Below are 14,591 nucleotides of genomic sequence, written 5' to 3'. Positions count from 1 at the left end.
GCGTACAGGTAAGCGGAGCGCCGTGCTCCGTTCATCGTGATCGAGGGACTGTGCGATTGCTCTCCTCCGGCGGCCTGACCTCGCACGTCCGCAACAGGACGCCGCGTTCCCGTGAACCCGTCACTACACTCGGTCGGATGGAGGAGAGCAGCGACGTGGCGGGCACCGCCGCGGCAGCACAGGAGACGTCTGACGACCCCACGGTCCCGGCCTCGCGCCGACGTGGCCGCCCCCGCAGCCAGGCGTCCCGGGAGGCGGTGCTGCGCGCCGCCGCCGAGCTCATGGAGCCCGCGGGCCAGGCGAAGCTCACCATGGAGGGCATCGCGGCCCGTGCGGGGGTGAGCAAGCAGACGGTCTACCGCTGGTGGAGGACGAAGGTGGACGTGCTCGTGGAGGCCGTCGGCGCCGGGTACCTGGACATCCCCCTGCCCCTGCCGCCGGACACCGGGGACCTGCGCGCGGACCTCGCCACGTGGCTGCGCGCGATGGCGGTGGAGATCGACGGCGGCGGCGCCACTCACCTCTCCCAGGCCCTGGTGGGCGCGATCGCCACGGCCGACAGCCAGAGCCAGCAGATCCACGGCGTGCTCGTGGCCCCGCTGCGGCACAGCCTCCACGAGCGGTTCCGCACCGCGGTGCTCGCGGAGGGCGTGGACCGGGAGATGCTGGCCGAGACCGTGGCGGCGCAGCTGATCATGCGCGTGCTGTTCGCCGAGCCGATCACCGAGGAGTGGATCGCCGCGCTCGTGGAGCTCGTGGCGCAGGAGCGGCTCCACGCGTGACGCCGAGGGGCCGGTCCGGTGGGCCCGGTCCACGGTTCAGGGGCCGATCGAGGTCCGCACGTCGGCCGCCCCGGCCGGGTCCTGCGCCGCGAGGTAGCGTTCCTCCTGCGCGGCCCAGCGCTCCCAGTGCGGCGCGTACGCGCCGCCGTCGCGGGCCAGGGCGCGCTCGCGGCGCATCCGCTCGTCCAGCTCGAGCCAGACGCTCAGCGTGAGGTGGGGCCGGGCTGCGGCGCTCGTGGCGCCCACGCCCTCGCACACCACGACGTCGGCCGGCTCGAGCCGCTGGCCGGCCCCCGGGCGGGCGTGGTGCCAGTCCCAGGCCCGCCACCGCGCAGCACGGCCCGCGCCGAGGTCCCGCAGCGCCGTCACGTACGGCCCTGCGGGGTCGAGCACCGCCTCCAGGCCGTCCCATCCCGCGTAGAAGGACTCCACGTGCAGCACCGCCACGCGGGCGTACGGGGACAGATGCGCCGCGAGGGCGGCCGCGAGGGTGGTCTTGCCGGCGCCGGAGCGGCCGTCCACGCCGACGAGCACGGGGCCCGCCGGTGGTGCGGGGGAGGTCACGGTCCGTCCTCGGCGAGCGGGGCGATGCTCCGGGTGGCCGCGTCCACCACGCGCAGGGCGGTGGCGAGCTCGGCGTCGTCGAAGCCCTCGAGCGCGGCGGCGATGCGGCGGGCCATCGGGCCGAACGCCGCCGAGCCGTCCGCCGAGGCCGCGGGCGTGGGCTCCACGATGACCCGGCGTCCGTCCGTGGCCGAGCGGGCCCGGCGGGCGTGCCCCGAGGCGACGAGACGGTCGATCACGGAGGTCGTGGCAGCACGGGTGAGGTGCAGTCCGTGCCCGAGGTCCGTGGGGGTGGTCGCGAGGCCGCGGCTCGTGCGGCGCATGAGGATCGAGAGGGCGCGCAGGTCCGTGCGGTGCAGGCCGAGGGCGCGGCTCGCCTGGTCGGCGGCCCGGTCGGCCATCTCGGAGAAGGCGCGCAGGCTCGCCAGGAGGGCGAGGGGCTGCTCAGGGCGGTCGGCCGCGGGGGTGGTCACCCCCGGATCCTACCGGCGGGGTCGAATCGTTCGATGATCAAACCATCTTGCTAGGCTGTCCCGCGTGAGCAGCCTCCCCGACCTCTCTCCCTACCGGACCCCCGCCGCAGCGGCCCCCGACGCTCCCGGCCCCGAGCCGTCGCGCGCCGCGGGCGCCCCTGCCGCCGCCCCCGGCGCCCGTGACGAGCGGGCCGCCCGTCCGTCCCGGCTCCTGCGGATCGGCCTCGCGGTGGCGCTGGCGCTCGTGTGGTTCGCCGCGATGGGCCTCGGCGGCCCGACCTTCGGGAAGATCTCCGAGGTCTCCTCGAACGACCAGTCCACGTTCCTGCCCGCCACCGCGGAGTCGACGCTGGCCTCCGAGGCGGCCGCCGGCTTCCGGGACGGCTCGGCGGTCCCCGCGATCATCGTGGGGGAGGCCTCCACGTCAGATCCGGCCGTGGCCTTCCCCGCCCTCGCGGCGCTCGGGGAACGGCTCGGCGAGGTCGAGGGCGTCGGGCGCGTCGTCGGGCCGATCCCCAGCGAGGACGGCCAGGCCGTGCAGTTCCTCGCGCTGATCGGCACGGGCCAGGAGGCGCCGCGGGAGGCCGCCGACGTCGTCGAGGACCTCGAGGCCGTGCTCGCGGACCCGGGCGGCGTGCCCGCCGTGGCCGGCACGCCGGCCGCGGACGCGACCTGGCACGTGGGCGGCCCCGCGGGGCTCGCCTCCGAGCTCGGCGGCGCGTTCGCCGGGATCGACGGGCTGCTGCTGCTCGTGGCCCTCGTCGTGGTGTTCGTGATCCTGGTGGCCGTCTACCGCTCCGTGGTCTTGCCGATCCTGGTGCTGCTCACCTCGATGGGCGCGCTGTGCGCCGCGATCCTCGCGGTGTACTGGATGGCGCGCGCGGACTGGATCCAGCTCAACGGGCAGTCGCAGGGCATCCTGTCCATCCTCGTCATCGGCGCGACGACGGACTACTGCCTGCTCCTCGTGGCCCGCCATCGGGAGGAGCTGCTGCAGAGGGACGGCATCGGCCCAGCCCTGATGGCCGCCGTGCGCGGCTCGTTCGGGGCGATCACCGCCTCGGCGGCCACCGTCGCCGCGGCGCTGCTCATCCTGCTGGTCTCCGACCTCAACTCAAACCGATCGCTCGGCCCGATCGCCGCGTCCGGCATCGTCTTCGCGTGGCTCGCGGCGCTGACCCTGCTCCCGGCCCTGCTGCAGCTCATGGGCCGCGCGGCGTTCTGGCCCACCGTCCCCTCTCCCGAGAGCGCCCGCCGCCGTCGGGAGAAGCGGGCCGCCCGCGGCCGCGGGTTCGTCCAGCCCGAGGACCGCAACGGCGCGCCGATCGCCGGCCTCGAGGAGGACCACGGCGTGTGGACCCGGGTGGCCGCGCTCGTCGCCCGGAACGCGCGCCCCGTCTGGATCGCGACGGCGGCCGTCCTCCTCGCGCTCGCCGCCGGCGTCACGCAGCTGCAGGCCTCGGGCGTGGCCCAGACCGACGTGCTGCTCGGGCAGTCCGACGCGCGTGACGCGCAGGGCCTGCTCTCCCGCCACTTCGAGGCAGGCTCCGGCTCGCCCGCGGAGATCGTCGCGCCTGAGGCGCAGCGGGACCGCGTGCTGGAGATCGTGCGCGGGACCACGGGCGTCGCCTCGGCGGAGCTGGAGGCCGAGCAGTCCGCCGGACCCCCGGCGGGCACCCCTGCCGGTCCGCCCGCCGGTGCGGGACAGCCCGACGCCCCCGCGGAGCCGAAGGTCGTCGACGGCCGCGTCCTCGTCTCGGCGACGCTCGCGGACCCGGCCGACTCCCTCGAGGCCGAGCGCACCGTGGGCGCCCTGCGGGAGAGCCTGGCCGACGTCGAGGGCGAGGTGCTCGTGGGCGGGACGGCCGCGCAGGCCCTCGACGCCAACGAGACCGCCCAGCGGGACCTTCGCCTCGTCATCCCGCTCGTGCTGCTCGTGGTGCTGCTGATCCTGATGGCGCTGCTGCGATCCGTGGTGGCGCCCGTGCTGCTGGTGCTCGCCACGACGCTCAGCTTCGGCTCGGCGCTGGGCGTCTCCACCCTCGTGTTCCAGCACCTGATGGGCTTCGACGACGCCGACCCCACGGTGCCGCTCTACGGGTTCGTGTTCCTCGTGGCGCTGGGGATCGACTACACGATCTTCCTCATGACCCGCGCCCGCGAGGAGACCCCGCGCGTCGGCACCCGGGCGGGCGTGCTGCGCGCGCTCACCGTGACGGGCGGCGTGATCACCTCGGCCGGCGTCGTCCTGGCGGCCACGTTCGCCGCGCTCGCCGTCATCCCGCTCATGTTCATGGTGCAGCTGGCGTTCATCGTGGCGTTCGGCGTCCTGCTCGACACCCTCGTGGTGCGCTCGCTGCTGATCCCCGCCCTCGTGAGGGACATCGGCCCCCGCGTGTGGTGGCCGGCACGAGCCGCCTGAGGGGTGTGCCCCCGCACGCGGAGGGGCCCCGCCGGAACGGATCCGGCGGGGCCCTCGCGCTGCCGGCGCAGGCCGGTCAGGGATGCGTCACTTCGTGCCGGACTTCTTCTTCGCGGCCGACTTGTCCGAGGCCTTGGCGTCGGACTTCTTGGCGCTGGACTTCTTCGCTGCGGGGGCCTTCTCGGCGCCGGCCACGCGCGCGGCCGCCTGGGTCTCGCTCGCGGCACCGGAGTGGCGGAGCACGCCGTCGCCGGTGGTGAGGAACGAGCGCATGAACCACTGGAACAGCTCGAGCTCGCCCACCTGGGCGATCAGCATGTCCTCGGACACCGGGTCGAGGTCGCCCACGGTCTCGACGGCGGTGCGGTGGTCGGTGACGACGCCGTCGTACACCAGGTCGAGCGCGGCCAGGTGCTCGAGGGTGCTCGCGCGGCCCAGCGAGTAGTCGTCCCACGTGCGGTCCGCCACGAGGACGCCGGGGGTGCCGGCGGGGGAGACGCCCAGGGTCGCGATGCGCTCGGCGACGACGTCCACCATGGCGCGGACCTTCTCGATCTGCGGGTCGAGCATCTCGTGGACGCCGATGAAGCCCGGGCCCACCACGTTCCAGTGCGCGTGCTTCAGGGTGAGCTGGAGGTCGTTGAGGGCGTGCAGCCGGCCCTGCAGGACCTCGGCCACGCGGTGGCCGTCCTCCACGCGCAGGCCGGGAACGGTGTAGGCGGCGTCGTCGTTCTTCTTGGCGTTGGCCACGATGGTGCTCCTTCGTCTCGATCGGGCGGCGCCGGAGGGCGCCGCGTCGTCGCCTGAATCAACCACTCCGCGCGGGGGCGGCGCCAGCCCTGATCGCCCGCGGCAGGGCGAGGAGCCCCGTCCGACCTCTCCGGGAATGAATCCTCCGTGGAGCGCGTTGAACCGGACATCCGCAAAACATGAGTGAGGATGACTCACGTCCCTTGACACGCCGTCGCCGACGGTGGCAACCTGAGTCAGGAAGGCTCACGTCGGCCGGTTCGGACCCCCGGGTCCGGCCCAGGGCGACGCGGCCGCCTCATTCGCAGACAGGAAAGGACCACCCCATGTCCCGTGCAGTCGGAATCGATCTGGGCACCACCAACTCCGTCGTCGCCGTCCTCGAGGGCGGCGACCCCGTCGTCATCGCGAACGCCGAGGGCGCCCGCACCACCCCCTCCGTCGTCGCGTTCTCCAAGGGCGGCGACGTCCTGGTCGGCGAGGTCGCCAAGCGCCAGGCCGTGAACAACCCGGACCGCACCTACGCGTCCGTCAAGCGCCACATGGGCACGGACTGGACCACCGAGGTGGACGGCAAGAAGTACACCCCGCAGGAGATCTCGGCCCGCACGCTGATGAAGCTCAAGCACGACGCCGAGGAGTACCTGGGCGAGAAGGTCACCGACGCGGTGATCACCGTCCCGGCGTACTTCAACGACGCCGAGCGCCAGGCCACCAAGGAGGCCGGCGAGATCGCGGGCCTGAACGTCAAGCGCATCATCAACGAGCCCACCGCGGCGGCCCTGGCCTACGGCCTCGAGAAGGGCAAGGAGGACGAGCTCATCCTCGTCTTCGACCTGGGCGGCGGCACCTTCGACGTGTCCCTGCTCGAGGTCGCCAAGGACGAGGACGACTTCGCCACCATCCAGGTGCGCGCCACCTCGGGCGACAACCGCCTCGGCGGCGACGACTGGGACCAGCGGATCGTGGACTGGCTGCTCCAGCAGGCCAAGTCCAAGGGCGCGGACCTGTCCAAGGACAAGATCGCCCTGCAGCGCCTGAAGGAGGCGGCGGAGCAGGCCAAGAAGGAGCTCTCCTCGGCCACCTCCACCAACATCTCGCTCCAGTACCTCTCCGTGACCCCCGAGGGCCCGGTGCACCTGGACGAGCACCTCTCCCGCGCCAAGTTCCAGGACCTCACCAAGGACCTGCTCGAGCGCACCCGCAAGCCCTTCAACGACGTGATCAAGGAGGCCGGCGTCAAGGTCTCCGACATCGACCACGTGGTCCTCGTGGGCGGCTCCACCCGCATGCCGGCCGTCTCCGAGCTCGTGAAGGAGCTCACGGGCGGCAAGGAGCCGAACAAGAGCGTGAACCCGGACGAGGTCGTCGCGATCGGCGCCTCCGTGCAGGCCGGCGTGCTCGCCGGCGAGCGCAAGGACGTCCTCCTGATCGACGTGACCCCCCTCTCGCTGGGCATCGAGACCAAGGGCGGCGTGATGGCCAAGCTCATCGAGCGCAACACGGCCATCCCCACGAAGCGCTCGGAGACCTTCACCACGGCCGAGGACAACCAGCCCTCCGTGTCCATCCAGGTCTTCCAGGGCGAGCGCGAGTTCACCCGGGACAACAAGGCCCTGGGCACCTTCGAGCTGACCGGCATCGCCCCGGCCCCCCGCGGCATGCCCCAGATCGAGGTCACCTTCGACATCGACGCGAACGGCATCGTGCACGTCTCCGCGAAGGACAAGGGCACCGGCACCGAGCAGTCGATGACCATCACGGGCGGCTCCTCGCTGTCCAAGGAGGACATCGACCGCATGGTCAAGGACGCCGAGGCCCACGCGGACGACGACAAGAAGCGCCGCGAGGCCGCCGAGCGCCGCAACCAGGCCGAGCAGTCCGCGTACTCCGTGGACAAGCTCCTGGCCGACAACACGGACAAGCTGCCCGAGGACGTCAAGACCGAGGTCCAGGCCGACGTCGACGCCCTCAAGGCCGCCCTGGAGAAGCAGGACAACGACGACGAGGTCAAGGCCGCGTTCGACAAGCTCCAGGCCTCCCAGGTGAAGATCGGCGAGGCGCTCTACGCCCAGCAGGGCTCCGAGCAGCAGGCCGACGCCGGCGCCGAGGCCCCCCAGGCCGAGGACGAGGACATCGTCGACGCCGAGGTCGTCGACGAGGACGACGAGAAGAAGAACTGACGCACCCGCGCCGTCGTCGGCGCCGGCGAGCCCTGCGGCCCGCCGGCCCGACGGGGCCCGCGACAGCACCGGTGGGCCGGTCACGGCGATCGCACGTCCGTGACCGGCCCACCGGCCTCTCACCCCAGACTTCCGGCGCGCACGGCGCGCCGCCGCAGCGAAAGGACCCACCATGAGCGAGAACACCGCCGACCGCCCGGACGACGACCGGACCCCGGGCGAGAAGGGCTCCGAGGAGCAGGCCTTCACGTTCCAGGATCGCCGCCGGATCGACCCGGAGACCGGCCGCCCGCGCGGAGAGGCCGCCCCCGACGCCGAGCCGCAGGACGCGCCGGTCCAGGACGAGGGCGACGCCTTGGCGCAGGCCGCGCGCATCCTCGACGACGCCGGGGCCGAGGCCGGCGAGGCGCCGTCCGGGTCCTCCCGCGAGGCCGAGCTGGAGACGGACCTGCGCCGCCTGCAGGCCGAGTACGTGAACTACAAGCGCCGCGTGGACCGCGACCGCGACCTCGCGAAGGACCAGGGCGTCCTGAAGGCCGTTCTGGCGCTGATCCCCGTGCTGGACGACCTCGACGCGGCGCGGTCCGCCGGCGACCTGGCCGAGGGCCCCTTCGCCAAGATCGCCGAGAAGCTCGACTCCGCCCTCGCGGGCCTCGGCGTGCAGCGCCACGACCAGGAGGAGCTGGCGGGCGTCGAGTTCGACCCCGCTCTCCACGAGGCCGTCATGCGCCAGCCGCACCCCGAGATCCCCGCCGACCACGTGGTGCAGGTGTTCCGCAACGGCTACGCACGGGACGGCCGCGTGCTGCGCGCCGCCCAGGTGATGGTGTCCGCCGGGGACGAGTGAGCCACGGCTGAACCGCACCGATCACCGCACCACGACGAACGAAGGGAGGCGCCATGGCCTCGCAGGATTGGATGGACAAGGACTTCTACGCGTCCCTCGGGGTGTCCAAGGACGCCTCCGAGGCCGACGTCAAGAAGGCCTACCGCAAGCTGGCCCGCACGCATCACCCGGACCAGAACCCCGGCGATGAGGCCGCGGAGAAGAAGTTCAAGGAGATCTCCGAGGCCTACGCGGTGCTCAGCGACCCCAAGGAGCGCCAGGAGTACGACGCCGTCCGCGCGATGGGCGGCGGCGCCCGCTTCACCGCCCCCGGCGGCGGGGCCGGCGGGGGCTTCGAGGACGTCTTCGGCGGGATGTTCGGCGGCGGCGCCGGACCCCGCGGCGCTCAGGCGGGCCCGGACCTGAACGACCTCTTCGGAGACATGTTCGGCGGGTTCGGCGGCCAGCCGGGCTTCGGGCCGGCCGGCGGCGGCTTCGGCCAGCAGCGGCCCGCCAAGGGTGCGGACCGCACCGCCACCACCACCATCTCCTTCCGGGGCTCGATCGAGGGCACGACGGTCTCCCTGCGGGCGGCCGACGGGGAGGTCGTGGACGTCAAGGTGCCCAAGGGCATCCGGGACGGCCAGAAGGTTCGTGCCCGCGGCAAGGGCTCGCCGGGCGCAGCGGGCCGCGGCGACCTGATCGTCACCGTGAAGGTGCGCGAGCACGAGTTCTTCCACCGCGACGGCGACACCCTCCGCATCACCGTGCCCGTCTCCTTCCCCGAGGCCGCGCTCGGCGCGACCATCGAGGTGCCCACCCTCGCGAGGACCGTGAAGGTCAAGGTCCCGGCGGGCTCCGCCTCGGGCAGGACCCTGCGCCTCAAGGGCCGCGGCGTCGAGACCTCGAAGGGCGCCGGGGACCTCCTGGTCGAGCTGCAGGTGGCCGTGCCCACCGAGCTCACCGACGAGGCGCGCGCCGCCGTCGAGGCCCTCGCCGCCGCCACCGCCGGCGACGATCCGAGGCGGGAGCTGGCCCGGAGGGCCGACTGGTGAGCGCCGGGCCCCGGCGCTCCGAGGCTGCCGACCGGGCGGCCCGCGACGCGCGGGAGCGCGGCGGCGAGTGGACCGCGCCCGTGTTCGTCATCTCCACCGCCGCGGCGATGACGGACATGCACCCGCAGACCCTGCGCCAGTACGACCGCCTCGGCCTCGTGGTGCCCCAGCGCCAGGGCGGGCGGCAGCGCCGCTACTCCCGCGCCGACGTCGAGCGCCTCCAGACCATCCAGGCGCTGAGCCGCGAGGGCGTCTCCCTCGAGGGGATCCGCCGGATCGTCGCCCTGCAGCGCGAGGTGGAGCAGCTGCAGGACACCGTGGTGGAGCTCGCCTCCCAGGTGGACCGACTGCACCAGGTCTCGCGGCTGGCCCGCGTGTTCACGGTGGGTGCCGCCGGTGACGTCTCGGCGCGCTACGCCGACCGCCGCTCGGGCGCCGGCCGCCCGGACGGCGTCGCCCCCGCGTCCGGAGCCGCGGAGCCGGGCACCCCGTCCGGCGCCGCGCGGCGCGGTGCGGCCGTGCGCGCCCTGCCCGCGGGCACCGCCCGTTCCCGCCGGATCCTCGCGTGGAACCCGCCGCAGGCCTGACGCCGCTGGCGTTCACGGCCCCGCAGCGCGCCGCCCGCTCGGAACGGCTGCGGGAGGACCTGGGCCGGAAGGACCGGCTCGACCCGCGGAGCCGCGCCGCGCTGGAGGGCCTCGCCCACGCGCTCGCCCCGGACTCCATGGACCGTGCCCTGCCGGCGCGCGAGCTGCTGGCCCACGACCTCGAGGGCCGCGGTGGGCCCACCGCCGCCGTGTGCGCCGGAGACCCCGCCACCGCCACCCATCTGACCTGGATGGTCTCCGGCATGGGCATCCGCCCGGACACCGCCCTGTGGGGCGCGGCGCACGAGGCCGCTCAGCTGGCCGCGGCCCAGCACGCGGCGGGGGCGCCCCGCCCCGTCGTCGTCGCGTGGCTGCGCTACCCCGCACCCGCGCCGTGGCGCGTGGTCCTCGACCGCCCCGCGCGGGAGGCCGGCCGGCAGCTCGCCGACGACCTCGCCGCGTGGTGGGCACACCTGCACGCGTCGGGGCTGCGCGCCCGCGGCACCGCGGTGCACGGGGCCGTGGACGCCCACTCGTACGGCTCCCTCGTGGCGGGGCACGCCCTGCGAGAGCTCGACGAGCGGGGGCTCCTTCCGGCCGACTCCGCGGCCACCGATCCCACGCCCCACAGCGCGGAGCGCCCCGTCGAGACCCTGGTGGTGTCCGGGGCGGTGGGCCTGCCGCTCGCCCTCCTCTCGGGAGCCCGTGCGCTCGGCGCGGCCACCGGCCGGGTGTTCGAGGCCCGCGCGCCCGGAGACGTGCTCTCCGTCCTCGGCCGGCTCGGCGGGCTGCGGCAGGCCTGGCCCGGCGCCGTCGCCCTGCCCGTGGACCCCGTCCCGGGGATGGACGGGGCCGCCGTGCGCGGCCACGACACCTCGCGCTGGACGCCCGCGGCCGGCGACGACGCGCCGCGGGGCTACCGCGATCCGGGCTCCGTGACGCTCGCGGCCGCCGCCCGCGTCACCGCGGGCCAGCCGCTCGGCCTTCAGCGCCTCCGGTAGGCGAGGTCGAAGACGAGCCGGCCGGCGCGCTGGGACTTGGCCTCGAAGCTCGTGACGGGGCGGCCCTCGAACCGCGGAGCCCACCCGCCCTCGTGGTCCACCGGGTCCTCCGCCTCGCTCGCGGCCACGGCCTCCCCGAGTCCCGCGCGCAGGGGGCGCTCCTCGGCGGCCGCGTCCTCCCATCCGGCGGGCAGCGGCTGCGCGCCCACCTCGAGCTCGCGGCCCTCGCGGCGCACGCGGGTCAGCGGGGAGTCCTCCCCGGACGCGCGGCCCGGGAAGAGGTTCTCGAACTCGGGGTGGGCCTCCAGGACCTCGCGCATCTGCACGGCGTACCCGGACCAGTCGGTGGCCAGGCGCAGCACGCCGCCGGGGGCGAGCACGCGGGCTACGCGGTCCGCGAAGGCGGGGGAGACGAGGCGGCGCTTGTGGTGGCGCTTCTTGTGCCACGGGTCCGGGAAGAACACCCACACCTCGCCCACGGAGCCGGGCTCGAGCAGCTGGTCCAGCAGCTCGGGGGCGTTGGCCTCCACGGCCCGCACGTTGGTGAGCCCGCGGTGCTCCACCTGCGCCATGAGCGCCGCGAGCCCCGGCACGTACACCTCCACCGAGAGCACGTTCCAGTCCGGCCGGTCCGCCGCGCCCTGGGCGGTGGACTCGCCCAGGCCCGAGCCGACGTCCACGAGCAGCGGGGCCTCCCGCCCGAACACGGCCCCCCAGTCCAGGTGGGCGTCCGGGGACACGGAGGTGGCCGCCCGGTGGCGGGGGACGTCCACGAGCACGGTGTCCGCGAGGCGGTCCCACACGGCCTGCTTGCCGGAGGTGAGGCGGGCGCCGCGGCGGACGAAGGAGACCGGCTCCATGCGGTGCAGCGCGGGGTCCTTCTCGGTGTTGTGGTCGTGCGGGTGGGCCGCGTCGGCGGACGGGGCGGGGGCGGTGTGCTCAGTCATCCGCACGATCCTCCCACGGCGGCGCTCAGGGGTGCAGGCCGGAGCCCGTCGTGTGACCGGCGGCCACGCCCCCCGTGATGCGGTCCACGGTCACGAACGTGTAGCCCTCCGAGCGCAGGTGCGCGATGACGGCGGGGACGGCGTCCACGGTGGTGGAGTGGATGTCATGCATCAGCACGATCCCGCCCGGGCGGGCCCCCGCCTTCACGGCGGCGAGGGTCTGTGCGGGGCTGCGGTGCTCCCAGTCCCGGGTGTCCACGCTCCAGGTGACCGATCCCGCGCGGGGCAGCCCGCCGAGGGTGGCCAGCACCGACTCGTTCAGCGCCCCGTAGGGGGCGCGCACGGTGCTCGGGCTGACGCCGGCCGCGCGGACGGCGGCGTCCGTCGCCGCGATCTCCTGGCGCACCTGCCCGGCCGTCAGCGTCGTGAGGTTGGGGTGGGTGTAGCTGTGGTTGCCCACCTGGTGGCCCTCCGCCGCCATGCGGGCGATCATCGCGGGGTTGAGCTTCGCGCTCTGCCCCACCACGTAGAAGGTGGCCGGGACCTGCTCGGCGGAGAGGACGTCCAGGAGGCGGCCGGTGTGCCGGCCCGGGCCGTCGTCGAAGGTGAGGGCGATGCACCGGGTGACGGCGCAGTCCACCGGGGCCTGGCGCACGGGGCCGGCGGGCGCCGGGGCCGTGGAGGGCTGCGGCGCCGCCGAGGCGGAGCTCGCAGGGGCCGAGGCGCTCGGCCCAGAGGAGCCGGGGGCGGTCGCACCCGTGCCGGCGGACGCGCTCGGCGCGGCCGGGCGAGGGGAGGCGGGCTGCTGCACGGGCGCGGGGCGCACATCCTGCGGTGCGATCCGCTCGACGGGGATCACGGGCTTCGGGGTGGTCACGGCGACCGGCGTGTCCTCGGGAGCGACGCCGGGCTTCGGACCGCCGAGGTCCTGTGCGGCGGGGACCCCGCGGTCCTGCGCGACGACGGGTGCCGGGCGGTCCTGGGTGCGGGCGTCCGCACCGGGGCGCGAGGGCGACGCCGACGAGGCGGGTGCGGAGGCGTCCTGCCGTCCCTCGGCGGAGGAGCCGCGCTCGTCCTGGCCCTCGGCCGACCCGGCGGAGGAGGACTCGGCGGCACCGCGTGCGTCCTCGGCCTCCTCGGCATGCGTCGCGGCCGACGTCGACTCCTGGCCCGCGCCGGTGTCGTCCGACTGAGGGGCGGCGGCGGACGTGGACGGTGCGCTACTGGTCATCGCGGAGGACGTGCTGCCGCCTGACGCGGACGGGGACGACGACGCGGACTCCGGGCTCGGGGTGTCGGTCGCAGGGCTCGTGGCGGCCGCGGAGTCCGCGGCGGCCTGGGGAGCGGGTGCGTCGCCTCCGTCGGGGCCGCCGCACGCCCCGAGGGCCAGGGTCAGTGCGAGGAGGGCGGCGCAGAGGCGCGGGCGGGACGTCGAGGTCATGGGCGGGCTCACACTCTTCGAGGATCAGCGCGCGAGGACGGGGCTCAGCGCGAGGGGAGGTCGGCCTCCCGGCCGACCTCCTCATCCTGCCAGGCCGGGGGCGATGCCTCCGGCCTCCCTCACGTCACGATGTGGACACGATCGTGGGCGACGTCTCGGCGGTCACCGGGGCGGCGGAGTCCGCGGGCGCGTCGGACGCGCTCGGCTCGGGCAGCGGCGTCACGTCGGAGGTGGGCTCCGGCGGCAGCGTGGAGTCGGACGGCTCGGGGGTGCCGGGATCCGACGTCGGCGCGTCCGTGGGCGTGTCCGACGGCGTCGGGGAGCTCGACGTCGAGGGCTCGGGGGTGCCGGGTGCGCTCGTGGTGCCCGGTGTGGGCGCCGACGTCGGGCGCGTGGGCCCGGAGGGCGCCGAGGGCACGTCGCTGCTCGGCGCTGGGGAGCTGCCCGGCTGCGTCGTCGGCGCAGAGGAGCCGCTCGGCGTGGTGCTCGTGGCGCCGGTGCCGGGTGCTCCTGTGGACGACGGGTCGGGGGCAGGGGCCGCCGAGGTCGGCTCGTCGGTGTCCGCGGGGGTGGGGTCCGGCCGGGTCGGCGCGGTCTCCGTGGGGTCGCTCGAGGTCTCCGCCGGCGGCCGGGGGGCCTCGCTCGTGGCGGGAAGCGGCGGGGGCACGGGCACGGCCGTGGTGGAGGGCGCCTCCGAGGAGCCCGCCGGGGAGGACGAGGCCTGCGGGAGGCGGACGGCGGCGGGCGTCCGAGCCGCGTCCTGAGCCGTGCGGCCCAGCTCGGAGAGCCAGGGCCGCACCGTCTCGGAGGGGATGCGGGCGGTGAGCACGCCTGCCGCGGCGGGTGCGAGCGCCGCCTGGTCGACCTCGAGGAGGGCGCTGCCGTCCGGCAGGAGCACCACCGCGTCCCAGATGCGGCGGTTCTCGGCCTGGTCCGGGGCCTCGACGGCGGAGGTCAGCCGCTCCTGCACGATGTCCGGGTCGTTCGCCATGCGGTCGCGCACCTCGGCGCGGAACGCGGTCCAGCCCTCGGCCGTGAAGAGGTCCGACGTGGCCAGCACGCGGTCCTCGCGGGCGGAGTACCAGCTGGCCTGGGAGGAGGACACGGACTCCGTCCCGCGCTTCTCGGTGGAGAGCAGGCGGACGGCGGCGATGTCCTGCCCCGCCACCGCGAGGCGCGGCTGCACCTCGAGGGAGGGGTCGGCTGAGAGGTCCGTGTCCCGCTGATAGGCCTCGACCTGGGCGCGCACGTCTGCGGCCATGGCGTCGGTCCAGGAGCGGGCGCCGGGCACCTCGAGCCAGGCGCCGTGGAACTCGGGGCTCTGCCCCTCGATCGCGGACATGGAGGCGCCGGGAACGAGCGCGAGGTCCAGGTCCGGTATGTCCAGCGTGAAGGGCGCCATGTCCATGGGCGGCAGCTCGGAGGCACTCGCGGCGGTGGGGGCGGGAGCCCCGTAGGGGTCGTTCCCGCCGCATGCGGTGAGGGCGAGCAGGGCCGCGGCGGCGAGGCCGAGGCCGGCCCGGCGTCGGGCGGCGAGGCGGGGAGTGGAGTGGGTCATGC

The 14,591-nt window shown here is 75.2% G+C and carries 13 protein-coding genes; 7 read left to right on the top strand and 6 right to left on the bottom strand.

The window, feature by feature from the left end; translation table 11 throughout:
• The first annotated feature begins 137 nt into the window (after positions 1-137).
• On the top strand, positions 138-782 hold the full coding sequence (locus tag AAG742_RS09575) for a TetR/AcrR family transcriptional regulator (protein ID WP_298712493.1): 645 nt from the start codon (positions 138-140) through the stop codon (positions 780-782).
• Between the two features lie 36 nt (positions 783-818).
• Here AAG742_RS09575 and AAG742_RS09570 read toward each other — a convergent pair whose 3' ends face one another.
• Positions 819-1,346 carry a hypothetical protein gene (locus AAG742_RS09570; RefSeq protein ID WP_298712498.1) on the bottom strand — a complete coding sequence of 176 codons (528 nt, stop codon included), beginning with the start codon at positions 1,344-1,346 and terminating at the stop codon, positions 819-821.
• A complete protein-coding gene (locus AAG742_RS09565; protein WP_298712501.1) occupies positions 1,343-1,819 on the bottom strand; it encodes a MarR family transcriptional regulator in 477 nt (158 codons plus the stop codon). The genes AAG742_RS09570 and AAG742_RS09565 overlap by 4 nt, the downstream gene beginning before the upstream one ends.
• Positions 1,820-1,883: 64 nt before the next feature.
• On the opposite strand from AAG742_RS09565, the gene AAG742_RS09560 reads away from it, so the two are divergent.
• Positions 1,884-4,241, top strand: a complete 2,358-nt coding sequence (locus AAG742_RS09560; protein WP_343282094.1) for an MMPL family transporter — start codon at positions 1,884-1,886, stop codon at positions 4,239-4,241.
• Between the two features lie 87 nt (positions 4,242-4,328).
• Here AAG742_RS09560 and AAG742_RS09555 read toward each other — a convergent pair whose 3' ends face one another.
• Complete coding sequence (locus AAG742_RS09555; RefSeq protein WP_298712504.1) at positions 4,329-4,991, bottom strand: DNA starvation/stationary phase protection protein; 663 nt, start codon at positions 4,989-4,991, stop codon at positions 4,329-4,331.
• 326 nt (positions 4,992-5,317) lie between these two features.
• On the opposite strand from AAG742_RS09555, the gene dnaK reads away from it, so the two are divergent.
• The 5 genes from dnaK (at position 5,318) to AAG742_RS09530 (ending at position 10,643) form a co-directional block, all read left to right on the top strand.
• Complete coding sequence (gene dnaK, locus AAG742_RS09550; protein WP_298712507.1) at positions 5,318-7,174, top strand: molecular chaperone DnaK; 1,857 nt, start codon at positions 5,318-5,320, stop codon at positions 7,172-7,174.
• A gap of 172 nt (positions 7,175-7,346) precedes the next feature.
• The gene (locus tag AAG742_RS09545; protein ID WP_298712510.1) at positions 7,347-8,021 is read left to right on the top strand and encodes a nucleotide exchange factor GrpE; all 675 of its coding nucleotides are present in this window, start codon (positions 7,347-7,349) and stop codon (positions 8,019-8,021) included.
• A 53-nt stretch (positions 8,022-8,074) separates the two neighbouring features.
• Positions 8,075-9,055 carry a DnaJ C-terminal domain-containing protein gene (locus tag AAG742_RS09540; protein ID WP_298712516.1) on the top strand — a complete coding sequence of 327 codons (981 nt, stop codon included), beginning with the start codon at positions 8,075-8,077 and terminating at the stop codon, positions 9,053-9,055.
• Positions 9,052-9,642, top strand: a complete 591-nt coding sequence (locus tag AAG742_RS09535) for a MerR family transcriptional regulator (protein ID WP_319074558.1) — start codon at positions 9,052-9,054, stop codon at positions 9,640-9,642. The genes AAG742_RS09540 and AAG742_RS09535 overlap by 4 nt, the downstream gene beginning before the upstream one ends.
• A complete protein-coding gene (locus AAG742_RS09530; RefSeq protein WP_343282093.1) occupies positions 9,621-10,643 on the top strand; it encodes an alpha/beta hydrolase in 1,023 nt (340 codons plus the stop codon). Before AAG742_RS09535 ends, AAG742_RS09530 begins: the two co-directional genes overlap by 22 nt.
• Here AAG742_RS09530 and trmB read toward each other — a convergent pair.
• The 3 genes from trmB to AAG742_RS09515 form a co-directional block, all read right to left on the bottom strand.
• The gene (trmB, locus tag AAG742_RS09525; protein WP_298712524.1) at positions 10,628-11,590 is read right to left on the bottom strand and encodes a tRNA (guanosine(46)-N7)-methyltransferase TrmB; all 963 of its coding nucleotides are present in this window, start codon (positions 11,588-11,590) and stop codon (positions 10,628-10,630) included. The genes AAG742_RS09530 and trmB overlap by 16 nt on opposite strands.
• A 25-nt stretch (positions 11,591-11,615) precedes the next feature.
• On the bottom strand, positions 11,616-13,031 hold the full coding sequence (locus AAG742_RS09520; protein ID WP_298712527.1) for a polysaccharide deacetylase family protein: 1,416 nt from the start codon (positions 13,029-13,031) through the stop codon (positions 11,616-11,618).
• A 124-nt stretch (positions 13,032-13,155) separates the two neighbouring features.
• Complete coding sequence (locus tag AAG742_RS09515; protein ID WP_298712530.1) at positions 13,156-14,589, bottom strand: hypothetical protein; 1,434 nt, start codon at positions 14,587-14,589, stop codon at positions 13,156-13,158.
• Positions 14,590-14,591 lie beyond the last annotated feature (2 nt).

Origin of the sequence: Micrococcus sp. 2A (genome assembly GCF_039519235.1) — a bacterium.
Taxonomy (GTDB): Bacteria; Actinomycetota; Actinomycetes; order Actinomycetales; family Micrococcaceae; genus Micrococcus.
The sequence above is the reverse complement of the archived record's forward strand: the minus strand, read 5'-3'. Positions and strand labels throughout refer to the sequence as shown.

Coding starts and splice junctions, on each gene's coding strand:
- AAG742_RS09575 (WP_298712493.1), top strand. CDS start 138: ATGGAGGAGAGCAGCGACGTGGCGGGCACCGCCGCGGCAGCACAGGAG.
- dnaK (WP_298712507.1), top strand. CDS start 5,318: ATGTCCCGTGCAGTCGGAATCGATCTGGGCACCACCAACTCCGTCGTC.
- AAG742_RS09545 (WP_298712510.1), top strand. CDS start 7,347: ATGAGCGAGAACACCGCCGACCGCCCGGACGACGACCGGACCCCGGGC.
- AAG742_RS09540 (WP_298712516.1), top strand. CDS start 8,075: ATGGCCTCGCAGGATTGGATGGACAAGGACTTCTACGCGTCCCTCGGG.
- trmB (WP_298712524.1), bottom strand. CDS start 11,590: ATGACTGAGCACACCGCCCCCGCCCCGTCCGCCGACGCGGCCCACCCG.
- AAG742_RS09520 (WP_298712527.1), bottom strand. CDS start 13,031: ATGACCTCGACGTCCCGCCCGCGCCTCTGCGCCGCCCTCCTCGCACTG.
- AAG742_RS09515 (WP_298712530.1), bottom strand. CDS start 14,589: ATGACCCACTCCACTCCCCGCCTCGCCGCCCGACGCCGGGCCGGCCTC.